We start from the raw sequence: 13,748 nt of genomic DNA, 5'->3' as shown, positions 1-13,748 counted from the left end.
CCGGCCGTACATGGAACCGATCGGAGATCCTGACGAGGAAACCGGCGACTTCGCCGAGGAGCACGAGCAGACCGAGGTGGCGACCGCCGAGCAGGACGGTGACGACGGCGAGACCGAGAGCCCCGACCGCTACACCGGCGGCCTCGACGGCGACGGGCCGCCCTGAGTCACGGCACCGTCGCCACGTCCTTGTCCTGCCCGACCTCAGTCTCATCCGTTCCCGGCGGTTCGTGGTCCGGTGTGGGTTCCCCGCTGGGGTGCCGCACCAGATAGCGGATCGCCGTGTTCAGGACCGCGAGCAAGGGTACGGCGATGAGCCCGCCGACGATGCCGGCGACCACGATGCCCGAGGCGATCGCCAGGATCACCGCCAGCGGATGCAGCGCCACCGCCCGCCCCATGATCAGCGGCTGCAGGATGTGGCCCTCGAGCTGCTGCACCGCGATCACGATGATCAGCACGATCAGCGCGCTGAACGGTCCGTTCGTGACCAGCGCGACCAGGATGGCGACCACGCCCGACAGGGTGGCGCCGACGACCGGGATGAACGCGCCGAGGAAGACCAGGGCGGCCAACGGCACGGCCAGGGGTACGCGCAGAATCAGCAACCCGATGCCGATGCCGAGCGCGTCGACGAAGGCGACCAGCACCGTGGCGTGCACGTACGAGACCAGCGTGTGCCACGAGTAGTGCCCGGCCCGCGCGGTGGCCCGCCGGGCGTCCTGGGGCAGCAGCCGGCACAGGAAGTTCCAGATCTGCCCGCCGTCCCGCAGGAAGAAGAACAGCGTGAACAGCACCAGGAAGAACCCGGTGACCAGCTCACCGAGCGTGGTCGCGGTGCTCAGGGCGCCGCTGGTCAGCGTGCCCTGGTTCTGGGTGATCGCGTCGCGGATCCGGTCGACGTACTGACCCAGCTGGGCGTTGGAGATGTGCAGCGGCCCCTGGGACAGCCACTTCTGCACCTCGTTGATCCCGTCGCCGACCTGGGTCGAGAGCGAGTCGAGCTGGTTGATGAAGGTCCGGATGATCAGGCTGAGCCCACCGAAGACCACGACCAGGGCCGCGATCAGCACCAGGCCCGCCGCCAGCGACCGCTTCATCCCCCGCTTGACCAGCAACGCGGCGACCGGCTGGAACATCGCGGCGAGCAGGAGGGCCACCACGACCGGGATGATCACCACGCGCAGCAGCGAGATCAGCCGCAACGCCAGGTAGGCGGCGACACAGAAGAGGATGAACCGCCAGGCCCAGGCGCCGGCCGTCCGGACGCCGCGCGGCAGCACGTCGTCCGTGCCTGGCGGCTGCTCCACAACCCGGACTGGTTCGGCGTCGTCGGGGGGCACATAGGGCGGCGGGTTACGGGTCGCCGCCCTAGCGATTCGTTCCCGCGCCCGCTCACGGATTGTCTGCAACCGGCTCATCCGAATGGGATGCCCCGTTCGGCGGATTTAAACTCCTGCTACTTGGCGATGCGGCCGAGTTCGGCGATGGCCTGAGCCGCCTTCACGTACTTGCTGTCGGCGAGATCACCGATCGTCTTGATGTTGAACGCCGTCTGCAGCGCCTCCCCGTCCGCGTCGCTCACCCCGGACAGCGCGGACACCGGGGCGTCGGCGAGCTCGGCCAGGGTCTTCGACTCGTAGGCCTTGTCCAGCACAGCGTCAAGGTTCACGGAGATAGCCATAAGTGCTTTTCCTTCCGTACGCGGACGCCGGCCGACCCGGCGCCAGCACAGCACTTAGCCACTCAGGCCTCGCCTAAACCCGGGGGCGGCAGCACTTCTTGTACTTGCTGCCGGAGCCGCACCAGCAGGGTGCGTTCCGCTCGGGTGGCCAGGAGATCTCCCCGGTCAGCTGCTTCGCATAGGCGGCCCGGTCACCCTCCTGGCGCTTCAGCCCCGCCGCCGAGCCCCGCAGCAGGGCGAGTCCCGTGCGGCCGACGCCGGCCAGCCGGACGAGTTCCCGCTCGAGCCGCGCCCGGTGCTCGTCCCAGTCGCCGCCGTACACCTCGGCCAGCGCCGGCCACTCGGCGATCACCTGGTCGAACTCGGCCCGCGGAAAGAACAGCAGGTCATCGGCCGGCGTGGCGGCGGCCTGGGCGGAGGTGTTGGCCAGCTTGGTCTCGAGCCGCTCGGCCAGGTTGTCGTGCGTGTCGTGCGGCAGCCCGAGCACATGACGCACCCGGTGCCGCTGCTGAAGCAGGAAGAACAGCAACCCCGCGTCGTCGGCGCTGGCCGGCTCACCGTCACGCCCGGCCAGCGCGGTCTTCACCGCCTCGGTCAGCCATTCCTCGGCCACCCGGTGGCGCCCGCCGACGGCCAGCGCCGCACTGATGTAGGCCGCCGCGTCCCCGTACTGGGTGAGCAGCGGACGCAGCGGCTCGAGCTCGGCCACGGCCTCGTCCTCGCGGCCGACCCGGAACAGGATCCGGGCCCGCAGCCCCCGAGCGGCGCCGACCCGGCTGTCGTCCCGTTTGCCGTACGCCTCGAGCGCCCGGTCGACGTAACGCAACGCCGCATCATGTTTCGCACGACTCTCAGCGATCTCACCGGCGAGCGCCAGCGCGTACCCGGCGTCTTCCTCATCGGCCAGCCGCCCCGACTCCGCGGCCTCGGCCAGCTCAGCCGCAACGCCCAGGGGGTCGGCGGCGCCCAGCGCGGACTGCCGGATCTCATCAAGGTCGGCACTGCTCAGATCAGCTCTCAACGACACAGCGTCAACCTACTTCGGCGTACGCGTCGGCCGCTGTTGATCTGCGTCTCATCTCGCTCTTCTCTCCGGCGGGCAGCTCGCCGGCCCGGCCGACAATGGCGATGGTCAGCACCGCGGTCGAGTTACTGCGCCTCCCTGAGCGACACCGCCACACCGGCCCGCCCCGACTCATCGGTGACATCGCCGACGACCGTCGCCCGGCTACCTCAGAATCCGCGTCCATCCGGATCAATCAAGCCGAGCACGAGCCAACCGGTCAAGCAGGCTCGGCTTGCGAGCGTGTGCCGTCCGCAGCAGCCGCATCCGCTCCTCGAACTCGTCCGTCGTACCGTCCATGAACGCCAGGTCCCGCAGATCCCCCAGCAGCGTGACGGCGACGTCGTACTCCTTCGGCTTCTTGGACTCGATCAACGTCTCCACGTGGCTCCACGCCGCGGCTGTGTCCTTCCGCAACTCAGCCAGACGCAGCGCACGAGCCTCGGCCGCTGCCTTCTCCTGCCGCCGCCGAGCTTGGGCCTCACGCCGACGGGTCGCCTCCTGCCGCCGCGACCACAGCTGCTCCGCAGCAGCCCGCAGCTCACCGGCGGTACGACCGCCATCGGCGTCGGGATCGACTGAGGTGCCGTGGAACCCGCGCAGCATCTCCGCCCGCAGGTGAGCGCCGTCGCCCCGCAAGATCTGGAGCAGCCATGCATCCTTGTCCGCGGCGGGCTACGCTTTCACCCAGTGTTTCAGGGCGGCATCCGACGGCGCCTTCACCACCAGTGGCGCACTCGCCTCGGCGGCCGCCGTGAGCAGGTCGTGATCCAACCTCAGAAACTCCGCGAACGCCTGCTGAGGCCCTGACAGTTCGGCAAGTCCGGCCGGCACCGCAGGCTCCGGCTCATCGTCACCGAGCTCCCGCTCCTGCACACCGAGCAGCCACACCAGATACAGCAGCCGCAGATCGCCGGCGGCCAGCTCCGCCCGCGCAGGAACAATCGCCGCCAGCCACCCCTCCGGGTCGCCCCAATCCTCGACACCGTCCTCGTCGGCAGTGCTCAGATCCAAGATCACATGGGTACGCGTCGCGTACGACGAGGTCGAGTACCCGACGCAATAGCGAGCCGCGACCTCGGGCGCCAGCACCGCCCGCGGCACCCGCAACGCGATCCGATGCGTACCCCAGTTCGCGAGATAGAGGAACGCGTCGAAGTACTTCTCCATCCACACCCGCGGGTCGCCCTTGAGGTCACCCCACTGGTAGTCGTTCACGAAACTCGATGAGCTGATCCGCGCCCGAGTCGACAGCGCCCGCAGCTCACCCTGCTGCTTCACCGTCAGCGGTTGGTCGACCGCCACAAACTCGTAGTACTGAAACTCGCTCAAGGCCCGACATCACCGCTTTCTCGGCGCACCACGTTCCCACCATTCCTGCGGCGGATAATCCTGAATCATCGACGCGGCCGACTCCACCGGTTCCAGGTTGCAGAACTTCCACAGTTCTTTCGCCGCTCGCGAATACTGGAACACCACCTGGTCGACCGCGAACGCGTCCAACTCGCCGGCCCGATAACGATCGACGGCCTCACCCACGCGGGCCACCAGTTTCCCCAACTCGGCCTCGTGGTATTTCCCGACGACGTCGCGCGCCGCACGTCGCTCCGCCTTGTCAGACACGACGGCGAGACTACTCAGCCGAGCACCACCGGAGCACAGACTGGGCCGACGACCGAGACCTCCTCGACAACGCCGTCACCGACCCATGGGCCGAACGGTGAGCCGCGGCATCCTCGACACCAGCGTCCTTATCGCGACCGGCATAACCCCGATCCCCGGCGAGCCGGCCATCAGCATGGCGAGTCTGGCCGAACTTCAGTTCGGAGTCCTGGTCGCGAAAACCGCCGAGGCCAGAGCGCTGCGCGTCGCACGGCTCAACGCCATTCAACGCCGATTCGACCCGCTCCACATCGACGAAGCCATCGCCGACAGCTACTCACGGTTGGCGGCACGCGTCGTCGAGACCGGCCGCCAGCCGAGAGCGCAAGTGACGGACCTGCTCATAGCCGCAACCGCGCACGCGCACGACGCCGCCATCTACACGCGCAATCCCGACGACCTCGCAGGCCTCGAAGACCTGATCACGATTTACGCGATCTGATCTCCGCTCCGGCGGCAAGAGGGACACCAACACCCCCCGACTCAGATCGACGAGAGTCGCCCATCGACCTGGTCGAGCTGGCCGCGGTGGCGTTCGAGGAGTTGCCGTCGATACGCGGTTTTGACCGGTCACGGGGACGGCGGTACTTCCCGGGCTGGTGGTGGTCGGCGCCTGCGGACCGGCATGTGCTCACAGTCAGCCCACGATCGCTCGGATGGCCGCGGTGCCCCCATCCAGTTTCAGCACTTGCACGACGTACCCTCCCGATTCAGGATCGGCTTCGGGTTTGTCGCATCCGACTCGCCCGCCGCCGTCAGCGTGCAGCTCCACAGCACATCCGGGCCCTGCCAAGAAGGCGCCACCGCCGCCCAAGCCATTGGGTTTGGTCAGTCGCACCCTGACACCGCCATCCTCCACGGAAGCCGACACCGTCCACTTGCGGAGGGAGAATTTGACCGAACCGGAGAAGGACACCTTGCAGTCGCCGTCGGCACACTCCGCGTATTTGGTGCCGCCCCCGCTCGGCGCCTCCGTCTTCGTTGGCGCTTTGGGCTTTGGTGTCGTCTTCACTTCCCGCGACTTGTCCACGATGGGGGACGAAGATGCGGAAGGTTTGGCGTCACGGGTACTTGGTGGGGAAGAAGCGCGGGAGTCGGTCGCGGTGGGGGCGGTGTCAGGGCTCGACCACGTGGCTCCGGAGGACGATTCCGCCTTGGAGGCGCAGCCGGCCATGGCCAAGACCACCAGTAGCGCCCCGATCGCGGTGAGTTTCGTGGAGGAATGTGGACAGTGCTGCATCCGCGGAGTTTAGCGGCCCGACTTTTGCCGGAGCCTGCCCGTGACAGCCACCTCGCCGGCGCCGAGGATACCGAGTAGTCGGATGCCTAGTGGGCACTCGACCACCTCCGGTGCAGAGCTGGCTAGTCGTCCTCCGTTCGATCGGAGGTCGATTTTGTTTGCGCTGACCTTGTCCGTCAAGTCACCTCATCTCGCTCTCAGGCGACATCCGTTGAAAGGCCAGTCCGACCTGACCCTTCTACCGGTTGTCACGTTCGTCTTGACGGACAGTCACCAGACGGTCGTTATGGTCGGCCCTGAGGCTATCGTTCTAGCAGGTTGTAACCAACCTTGACTGTTGCATGTGGACAAACATAGATTGCTTCCCATCGATATGCGCAGCGTTCACGCGGGGGCTGATCTTAAGCGCGCAGCAGGTCGTTGATCGTTTCCAACCCCTCCATCTCCGTGTGGAAAAACGCGTCCTCAGAAGGGACGCGGTTTCCGGCTGCCTATGTACGCGGAAAAGGAGTTTGGATGACACGGAAACGCGTCGTAACAATGGCGATGACGGCGCTGCTGGCGACCTCTTCGCTGGTAGCGACATCAGGCACGCCTGCCATGGCGGGAGCGATCGAGCCGTCGGTCGAGCCGGTGTTCTCACCGCAATCGACTGATCGAGTGTGGCTTTACCGGTCGCCGGTCAGGGCCGCTGCCGCGGATCCGCCGTCGGTGCCGAACGGCACCGGCCCGGTGCGCAACGCGACACAACTCAGCTTCTCGCTTACCGACCGCCTGGAGATGAGGGTCAACGTCGGATCGGGGAACCTGCTGCTGACCAGCACCGAGATGACGCTGCCGGGCATCGCCGGCAACGTGACGCTGGGCGCGGTCTTCAACAGCCTGACGCTGGGCACAGATCTGCCGGTCGGGTCGCTCGGGCCGGGGTGGCGCAGCCGCAGCGGCGCCGACGTGCGGCTGCACGAGGCGGACGACGACTCGGTGACCTACGTCGCGGCGGACGGCGTGATCGGCAAGTTCACCGTCTCCGGTTCCGGTTATCGGACGCCGGGCGAGTTCAAGGCGAAGCTGGAGCGTGACGGGTCAGGCTGGAAGCTGACCGAGCACGGCTCCGGCAAGGAGCTGTTCTTCACCTCGGGCGGGGTGCTGGACAAGACCGAGGACCGCAACGGCAACGTCACCGACTACGCCTACAGCGGCGCGCAGTGGACCAGCGTCACCTCGGACAAGGGCGTCGGCTCGGGCAAGACCGTCGCGGTCTCGTACACCGACAACAAGATCAGCAAGTACCGGCAGGTCGGTGCCGACGGCTCGGCGCGGCAGGCGACCTACGCCTACAACAGCAGCGGCCGGCTACAGAGCATCCAGAGCGCGACCCCGCGAAACGTGTCGTTTGAGTACAACAGCGCCGGCGACCTCACCAAGATCACCACCAAGCCTGACACCTACGTGCTGATCACCTACGACGGGCAGCACCGGGTCACGTCGGTCAACCAGGTCACGGACAACACATCCGGGCAGGGATCGGTTACCCGGTTCGCCTATCCGACCTCGTCGAAGACCGAGGTCGCGGATCCCCGGCAGGACCTGTCGCTGCCGGTGGCTTCGGTGCCGCACACCACGTACGAGCTCAACGACAACGAGCGGGTCACCAAAACCACGGACCCGGCGGGCAATGAGCGCAGCAAGACCTACACACCGTTCAGTGACGTCGCGAGCTCGGTGTCGCCGGAGGGCGGGTCGGTCACCAACACCTTCGGCGCCAACGCCGGCGAGTCACTGACCAAGTCCGCGTCTCCCACCGGGGCGAGCGCGTCGGCGGCGTACGCGAACGCCGCGACCGAGACGAACCCGACGGCCAATTTCCAGCCGTCGTCGTCGATCGACACCCAGGGCAACAGCTCCACGTACGCCTACAACGGCGCCGGCAACAAGACGTCCACGAAGGACGCGCTGGCCGCCGAGGCGTCGGTGGACTACAACGACGACGGCACGGTGAAGAAGTCCACCGATCCGGGCAATGACACCAACGGCACCACCTACACCTACGACAGCAACAAGCAGCTGACCAAGATGACACCGCCGACCGGCAACGGCCTGACCACGAAGAACTTCACCTACGACTCGTTCGGCCGGCTCAAGACCTCCACCCACGGCGCGTGCGTCACCACGTACGAGTACAGCGCCGAGGACCGGCTGATGAGCACCGCCTACTCGGGGAGCGGCTGCCCGAGCACCACCACGGTGGACTACGACTACGGCCTGACCGGCAACCTGATCGAGCGCAACGACGCCACCGGCAAGACGACCTACGTCTACGACCAGCTCAACCGGCTGCGTACCCGCACCGCGCCGGGCGCCCTGCCGCAGACCTACGTGCCGGACCCGGCCGGCAACCTCGAGCGGCTCACCGACGGCCGCGGCACCACGCGGTATTACTACAACACCCGCAACTGGCTGGTCCGACTGGACACCGCAGGCGGCACTCGTTACAACTTCACGTACGACAAGGACGGCAACCGCACCCACGAGTACTTCGCCGCCAACGAGACCAACAGCACATGGGCGCTGCACACCGCGACCTCGTACGACAAGTCGGATCGCCCCAAGCGGATTACCTCGACCCGAAACTCGGCGTCCCCGGTCAAGGTCTTCGACGTGAGCTACTGCTACGCCAAGTACGTTTCCGGCGAGGGCTGCTCCACCGCGTCGGGCGATGACACCGGCATCCGGCAGTGGCAGAAGGACGAAATCAGCGGCGGGGTCAGCCAATACACCTTCGACAAGGGCGACCGCCTGACCAAGGCCACCAACTTCAACGGCAAGACCTACGAGTACGAGTACGACGCGCGCGGCAACCGCAAGACCGTCAAGGTCGACTCGGCCACCACGCAGACGCTGGCGTTCAACTCGGCGAACCAGGTCACCACGGCCGACAACACGTACGACAACCGCGGTAACCAGACCAAAGTCACCGCTCCGGTGATCGGCGCGCTCGGCTACAACACCGCCAACCAGATGACCACGTCCAGCGGCCCTGGCGGTTCCACGAGCTATACCTACGCCGGCGGCGACCAGGTCGAGCTGGCCACGGCCGGCGCGATCGCCATCAACTACGGGTATGAGGACCAGCACGGCATGCCGTGGGTGCAGTCCTGGACCAACAGCGTCAACCCGACCGTCTATATCGAACGTGACGGAATCGGTACGCCGCTGGGCCTGCGCATCGGCACCAAGGACTACGCTTACGTGCTCGACGGCCTCGGTTCCGTGGTAGCCGTCGTGGGTAGTGACAACACCGTGGCCGCTTCGTACAAGTACGACCCGTGGGGCGTGGCGCAGACCGACAGCCAGGAGACCGGCCTCGGCCAGCCCAACATCATCCGCTACGCCAGCGGCACCCACGACGCCGCCACAGGGCTGACCAAGTACGGCCAGCGCTGGTACAACCCGGTTCAGGGCCGCTTCACCCAGCAGGACAACCTCAGCTTCATCGGCGACCCGAAGCACGGCAACCGTTATGCGTATGCCGGAGACAACCCCACCAACTACACCGACCCCACCGGTATGGCACCCGAGGAAAGCGACGGCGAGTACATCCTTTCCATCGCGGCGAACGCTGGTGGGGTAGGCGCCATCGCAGGGGGCGCCATCGGTTGCGCGGTGACCATCCCGGCGGGTTGTACGGGTGCACTCGTCGGTGGTGTCATCGGCGGAGTCGCCGGTGCCGCCGCGGGGGCAGGCTGGGCCACCGGAAGAGTGTTCGAGGAGAACAACTGGTGGCCTGATGAGGATTGACAGGCGAAGGGATGGCCTACATGCGTAGAGAAGAACACACGTCAGGAGTAAAGCTCTTGACAGTGATCGCCGGTGTAACGATCCTCCTGTTCCTCCTGGGGTTCTACTTCAGCCTCACCGGGACAAATACGCTCATCGTTATCATCGCGTTCGCGGCGATCGGCGGAGCTCTGGTGTGGTGGGCTGTGCCACGCATTCTGAGTCGGCGGAAGAACTAGCCCTCACATCGAAATGGCCCGGACCTGCGAGTTGCAGGTCCGGGCTGTTTTCTGGCGGGGTCATCAGCGGCCCCGCGGTTCCCAGCGTGGCGGCGGTTAGCCTCCAGCGTGCTGCCGCGGCGGCGAGGTTCGCGCCGCCATGGTGCCGAGCCGCGGTCGACGGACCGTGGCCCGGGTACACGAACAGTCGCTCCACTCTGCGGCAGGGTCAAGTGCTCTGCGGTCGCTCTTGACAGCGGAGCACCGCGCGCCACATGACGGGATGATCGCGCTGAAATGCGGGCCACAAAAGAGGCCGCCAACCGTGTTTCCGCGGCTTACGGCCCTGCATGCTTTGGCATGCTTTGGCGCGCCCGAAGGGACTCGAACCCCTAACCTTCTGATCCGTAGTCAGATGCTCTATCCATTGAGCTACGGGCGCCCGTACAACTACTCTCCGTCACCGCGCGTGCTGACGCGTCCACGGGGTCGCGGTTGCGTATCCGCTGGTCCAGGGGTTTCGTTACTCCCGGACCCGCGAGAAACGACTCTAGCATGCCTCCGAGTGCGGCCCGCGTGCCGGTTGGTGTCGCCCAGTGCTGCACCGTGCCCCGACGTCCGATCACCATCGGAGCACCACGGGGTCGTCCGGGCCTCACGGGCGCTCGAACTCAGCGTTTAGGTTTGCGTGCCACTCCGCAGAGCACAGCCAACTCGGTTTGTTCGTCGCCGGTGCCGGTGTCGGGTCGCCACCGCGGGATGGACACCACGCCGGCTCCACGAGCTCCAGCCCTTCGAAGAACCCGGTGACCGCATTGGGGCTGCGCAGGATGTACTGATGCCCGGCGTCGTGTGCGGTCTCTTCGGCCGAGGCGTGCACGTCGGTGGCCTTGACTCCGTCGAGTCACGTGCGACCAGGCTTGCAGCGACAGCACCGGAAGCTTTCCAGAGGGCACTCCTGATCGAGTCGTTAGGCCGCGCGAAGGTGATCTACCGCTCCGTGCATTCGCCCTCGTGCACGTCATCGAAGCACCACGTGGTCGCCGTTGCTCCTGCCGTCGGGCGCGAACGGCCGTTGGTGGTGCCCGGCGAACGCCCCCACGCGGCTGGACCCTCTTCCACGCGAGTGACGGTCCCCAAGCCGGGTTCATCGACGCTGGACGCCACGACGACTACCTCCGACTGCACAATGAAAGGCACCGTCCTGCGACTTTCGGCGACAGTTGGCACCTGTCTGTGGCCCCAGAATGTGGTCAGCAACGGATGTTTCGGCGTAGGTGTGCCGACCACCGATAGGTGGCGGTGCGGAATTTGTCAAGATCGGTGAGACCAGCGGGTGTTAAGCAGCGAGGGTCATGACTTCGGACTGGTCGGTGGCGGGTTCGGGTTTGTTGATCCAGGCGGTGTCGGCCAGGCGTAGTGATTTCGGTTGGGGTCGGTGGGCGAATCGTTCGGGGTTTTGGGCCCAGGCGGTGTCCAGGACCTGTTGCCGTGCAACGGTTATAGCGTCGGCGTGGCCGTAGTGGACCGCGGCCGGTGTGTGCAGGCCGATCCCGGTATGGTGATGTTCGTGGTTGTACCAGGTGAAAAACGAGTCGCAGAACGAGCGTGCGTCTTGGATCGACCCGAACCGGCCCGGGAACGACGGATGGTATTTCACCGTTTTAAACGCCGCTTCGGAATACGGGTTGTCGTTCGACACGTGCGGGCGCGAGTGCGCGGTTTCTTGGCCATGCCCCCATCGTCGCCTACCAACGGGTCCAGCCTGTTGAGCGTCAACGTGATCAATCCATCCTCGCCCCGGGCGGGGAAACACCTCATGAACCGCTGGTCTCACTCAACCCTGACACCCACGGGTGGCCAGCGATAGATGGCGGTCCGCCTATCACGGCGAGGTCAGAGCTTTGATCGCGCGGGATTTCCGCCAACTACTTCTGGGAATTGCCGCCAACTACGGCTGGCAACCGAGGCGTGAGCCCAGGTCGGGGCTTTGGGAGCCGCCACCTACCGGTGGTTGTCACAGTAGGTGAGCCGAGCCGCGGTAGTTGGAACGCGGTCACGGTAGTTGGAACCGACTGGGATCAGAGTCGGTGTACGGGCTTCGGTGCAGTCTGGTAACCAAATATGCGGAGGTCGAAGACGCGAGGCACTCGAGCCCGATCTGCGTGTCGGACGTCGGGGCCAGCGAGATCGTGGTGCCGGTGGCTCCGATCGCCCGCCAGGATTCCGGGGTCAGCCCGGTGGCGTGGATCAGCGACAGGCCCGGACCGAGCAGTCCTTGCTTCTCCCAGCCCAGGATCGCCTGGGAGGACGCCTGCCCGAACACGGCGTCGATGCTGACGTCGATATCCAGGTCGCGGGCCACCGCGGCCAGGTCCGGCCGGTACGCCAGGTCCGGGCCGGCCACTTCGTCGGTGGCCAGCGCCGCCAGTCGGAGCGTGACGAGGCCGGGCAGGCCGGATCGCAGGCGGGCCCGGGGCTGCCTGCTCCCGGGCTGAGCTTCGGCCGGCGGCCGCCGACCCGGCCGCGAGCGCGTGCGGCGGCCAGGCCGTCGCGGGTATGGCCAGGGTCAGCTCGCGCTGCAGCTCGGCGAGCACGCTCAGCATGCCGAACACTGGCCCGGCCCTCAGCGGTGGCGGTGTCGATGCCCTGCTCGATGACGTGCAGCTCGCAGCGGCCGAGCCGGTCCAGCCTGGCAGCAGCCGATGTCGACGTCGGTTCCTGCGCCGCGCAGGCCGCCGGAGCTGCGGGGCAAGGTTGACGACGATGAGGCGCAGGTCGGCTGGCTGCGCCTGCCTGGCCGGCTGCTGCATCGGGCCGCCGGGGAGCAGTCCCGCTGACAGGGCGCCCGCTTGCCCCGCCGAGGCGGCCGGATCCACGCTGACCTGCACATTCGAGGAGGTCAGCATGGACATTCAGCCGCCGGACCAGGCCGCTGTGGACGTCGCCGTCGCCGCCTTCCGCGGGTTGCAACGCGGCGCGCTCACCGGCGACTGGACGGGCTTCGTCGACCTGCTGACCGACGACGTCCGGATCATGATCCCGGTGCCGGCCACCGAGGAAGAGGCGCCCGAGGGCGTGCTCCGGGGCAAGGACATCGCCCGGATGCTGTTCGCCTCACACCACGACGAGAAGGTGCAGGGCGCGCGGCTGGAGTGCAAGCGAGTCGCCGCCAACGGGCCGCCGATCGTCATGGAGGCGCGGGTCGAGGGCAACCTCAACGGCGAACTGGTGGCCAACCACTTCGTCTTCGCCTTTGAGGTCGCCGACGGACTGATCACGTCGATGTACGAGTATGCGACCTGGACAGCCAAGGGCTCGAAGAGCCGCTGGACAGACCTGGCCTTCGCCCGCGACACCTTCCCCCGGACGCTCATCCCGGCGCCGTGACCATCCTGCTGCGCCGCCGCTACCTGCGCGCCACCGGATACACACGCCGCGAACAACCACATCGGCGGTCCGCTGCGCTACGCCTTGTTGGCGGCCCGCCCGCCGTCAAGGGCGCTACGCGTCGCTACGCGATGACCCTGCGGGCCCCCTGACCCCGGCCGTCCTCGCCACTGTTGCTGGTCGTCCTGGTCACCGGCGCAGCGGTGCAGGACCGAGACGGCGGCCGGCTGCTGCTGTGGGCCCTGGCCACCTGTTTCCGCCGGGTTCGAATGATCTGGGTTGACGGCGCCTACCGTGGCGCTTTGCTCACTTACGGTGCCGGGCTGGGGTTGGCGGTCGAGGTGGTCGCGAAACTCGCCGACCAGGTCGGGTTCACGGTGTTGCCGCGTAGGTGGGTCGTCGAGCGCACGTTTTCGTGGATCAGTCGCTGCCGCCGGACCGTGCGGGACTATGAACGACGGCCCGAGCACCATGCGGCGATGGTGCAGTGGGCGATGGTCATCATCATGACCCGCCGCCTGGCCCGTAAACCGGCCTCAGCTAACAGGCCCGTGGCCGCCACGACCACGCCCACCACAACCACGAAAGTCGCCTGACCTGGCTATTTCACAGGCACTTAAGTTGAGCGTGGACAGTGGTGGTTCGGCGACGACGATCCGGAATCGGTGTGACGAGTGGATCGCGTTGGGGTGTTCGACCGGTTGAAGTACATCG

14 protein-coding genes, 1 tRNA gene and 1 pseudogene are annotated in these 13,748 nt (G+C 66.8%); 6 read left to right on the top strand and 10 right to left on the bottom strand.

Annotation, left to right across the window (positions count from 1 at the left end; all coding sequences use genetic code 11):
* Positions 1 to 10: 10 nt before the first annotated feature.
* A complete protein-coding gene (locus AB0M54_RS39335) occupies positions 11 to 166 on the top strand; it encodes a hypothetical protein (protein ID WP_364477098.1) in 156 nt (51 codons plus the stop codon).
* Position 167: 1 nt separating this feature from the next.
* Here AB0M54_RS39335 and AB0M54_RS39330 read toward each other — a convergent pair whose 3' ends face one another.
* The 6 genes from AB0M54_RS39330 to AB0M54_RS39305 form a co-directional block, all read right to left on the bottom strand.
* On the bottom strand, positions 168 to 1,310 hold the full coding sequence (locus AB0M54_RS39330; RefSeq protein WP_364477096.1) for an AI-2E family transporter: 1,143 nt from the start codon (positions 1,308 to 1,310) through the stop codon (positions 168 to 170).
* Between the two features lie 149 nt (positions 1,311 to 1,459).
* Positions 1,460 to 1,684, bottom strand: coding sequence for a hypothetical protein (locus AB0M54_RS39325; RefSeq protein ID WP_364312675.1), 225 nt, complete (start codon positions 1,682 to 1,684; stop codon positions 1,460 to 1,462).
* Between the two features lie 73 nt (positions 1,685 to 1,757).
* On the bottom strand, positions 1,758 to 2,711 hold the full coding sequence (locus AB0M54_RS39320) for an SEC-C domain-containing protein (RefSeq protein ID WP_364477094.1): 954 nt from the start codon (positions 2,709 to 2,711) through the stop codon (positions 1,758 to 1,760).
* A 228-nt stretch (positions 2,712 to 2,939) separates the two neighbouring features.
* Positions 2,940 to 3,386: a hypothetical protein gene (locus tag AB0M54_RS39315; protein ID WP_364477092.1), complete on the bottom strand. Its 447-nt coding sequence runs from the start codon at positions 3,384 to 3,386 to the stop codon at positions 2,940 to 2,942.
* Between the two features lie 36 nt (positions 3,387 to 3,422).
* Positions 3,423 to 4,079, bottom strand: a complete 657-nt coding sequence (locus AB0M54_RS39310) for a hypothetical protein (RefSeq protein WP_364477090.1) — start codon at positions 4,077 to 4,079, stop codon at positions 3,423 to 3,425.
* A gap of 9 nt (positions 4,080 to 4,088) precedes the next feature.
* Entirely contained in the window at positions 4,089 to 4,370 is a 282-nt protein-coding gene (locus tag AB0M54_RS39305; RefSeq protein ID WP_364477088.1) for a hypothetical protein, read from the bottom strand.
* Between the two features lie 97 nt (positions 4,371 to 4,467).
* Here AB0M54_RS39305 and AB0M54_RS39300 point away from each other — a divergent pair, with 97 nt between their 5' ends.
* Positions 4,468 to 4,851 (top strand): PIN domain-containing protein, encoded by a 384-nt coding sequence (locus AB0M54_RS39300; protein WP_364477086.1) that lies wholly within the window; start codon positions 4,468 to 4,470, stop codon positions 4,849 to 4,851.
* 195 nt (positions 4,852 to 5,046) lie between these two features.
* On the opposite strand, the gene AB0M54_RS39295 is transcribed toward AB0M54_RS39300, so the two are convergent.
* Positions 5,047 to 5,439: a hypothetical protein gene (locus tag AB0M54_RS39295; RefSeq protein ID WP_364477084.1), complete on the bottom strand. Its 393-nt coding sequence runs from the start codon at positions 5,437 to 5,439 to the stop codon at positions 5,047 to 5,049.
* A gap of 921 nt (positions 5,440 to 6,360) precedes the next feature.
* On the opposite strand from AB0M54_RS39295, the gene AB0M54_RS39290 reads away from it, so the two are divergent.
* Positions 6,361 to 9,447, top strand: a complete 3,087-nt coding sequence (locus AB0M54_RS39290) for an RHS repeat-associated core domain-containing protein (RefSeq protein WP_364477082.1) — start codon at positions 6,361 to 6,363, stop codon at positions 9,445 to 9,447.
* Between the two features lie 563 nt (positions 9,448 to 10,010).
* Here the strand turns inward: AB0M54_RS39290 and AB0M54_RS39285 are convergent.
* From AB0M54_RS39285 to AB0M54_RS39275, 3 genes and pseudogenes are all read right to left on the bottom strand, one after another.
* Positions 10,011 to 10,086 (bottom strand) — tRNA-Arg (locus AB0M54_RS39285).
* Positions 10,087 to 10,983: 897 nt separating this feature from the next.
* Positions 10,984 to 11,364: pseudogene (locus tag AB0M54_RS39280) on the bottom strand (integrase core domain-containing protein); the annotation flags it as partial.
* Positions 11,365 to 11,700: 336 nt separating this feature from the next.
* Positions 11,701 to 12,051 (bottom strand): hypothetical protein, encoded by a 351-nt coding sequence (locus tag AB0M54_RS39275; RefSeq protein WP_364477080.1) that lies wholly within the window; start codon positions 12,049 to 12,051, stop codon positions 11,701 to 11,703.
* A 298-nt stretch (positions 12,052 to 12,349) separates the two neighbouring features.
* Here AB0M54_RS39275 and AB0M54_RS39270 point away from each other — a divergent pair, with 298 nt between their 5' ends.
* The 3 genes from AB0M54_RS39270 (at position 12,350) to AB0M54_RS39260 (ending at position 13,630) form a co-directional block, all read left to right on the top strand.
* Positions 12,350 to 12,484 (top strand): hypothetical protein, encoded by a 135-nt coding sequence (locus AB0M54_RS39270; RefSeq protein ID WP_364477078.1) that lies wholly within the window; start codon positions 12,350 to 12,352, stop codon positions 12,482 to 12,484.
* Between the two features lie 67 nt (positions 12,485 to 12,551).
* Complete coding sequence (locus AB0M54_RS39265; RefSeq protein WP_364477076.1) at positions 12,552 to 13,034, top strand: nuclear transport factor 2 family protein; 483 nt, start codon at positions 12,552 to 12,554, stop codon at positions 13,032 to 13,034.
* 173 nt (positions 13,035 to 13,207) lie between these two features.
* Complete coding sequence (locus tag AB0M54_RS39260) at positions 13,208 to 13,630, top strand: transposase (RefSeq protein ID WP_364477074.1); 423 nt, start codon at positions 13,208 to 13,210, stop codon at positions 13,628 to 13,630.
* Positions 13,631 to 13,748: the final 118 nt, after the last annotated feature.

This window comes from Actinoplanes sp. NPDC051470 (assembly GCF_040682035.1).
Taxonomy (GTDB): Bacteria; Actinomycetota; Actinomycetes; order Mycobacteriales; family Micromonosporaceae; genus Actinoplanes.
This window is presented reverse-complemented; position numbering and strand designations above follow the sequence as displayed.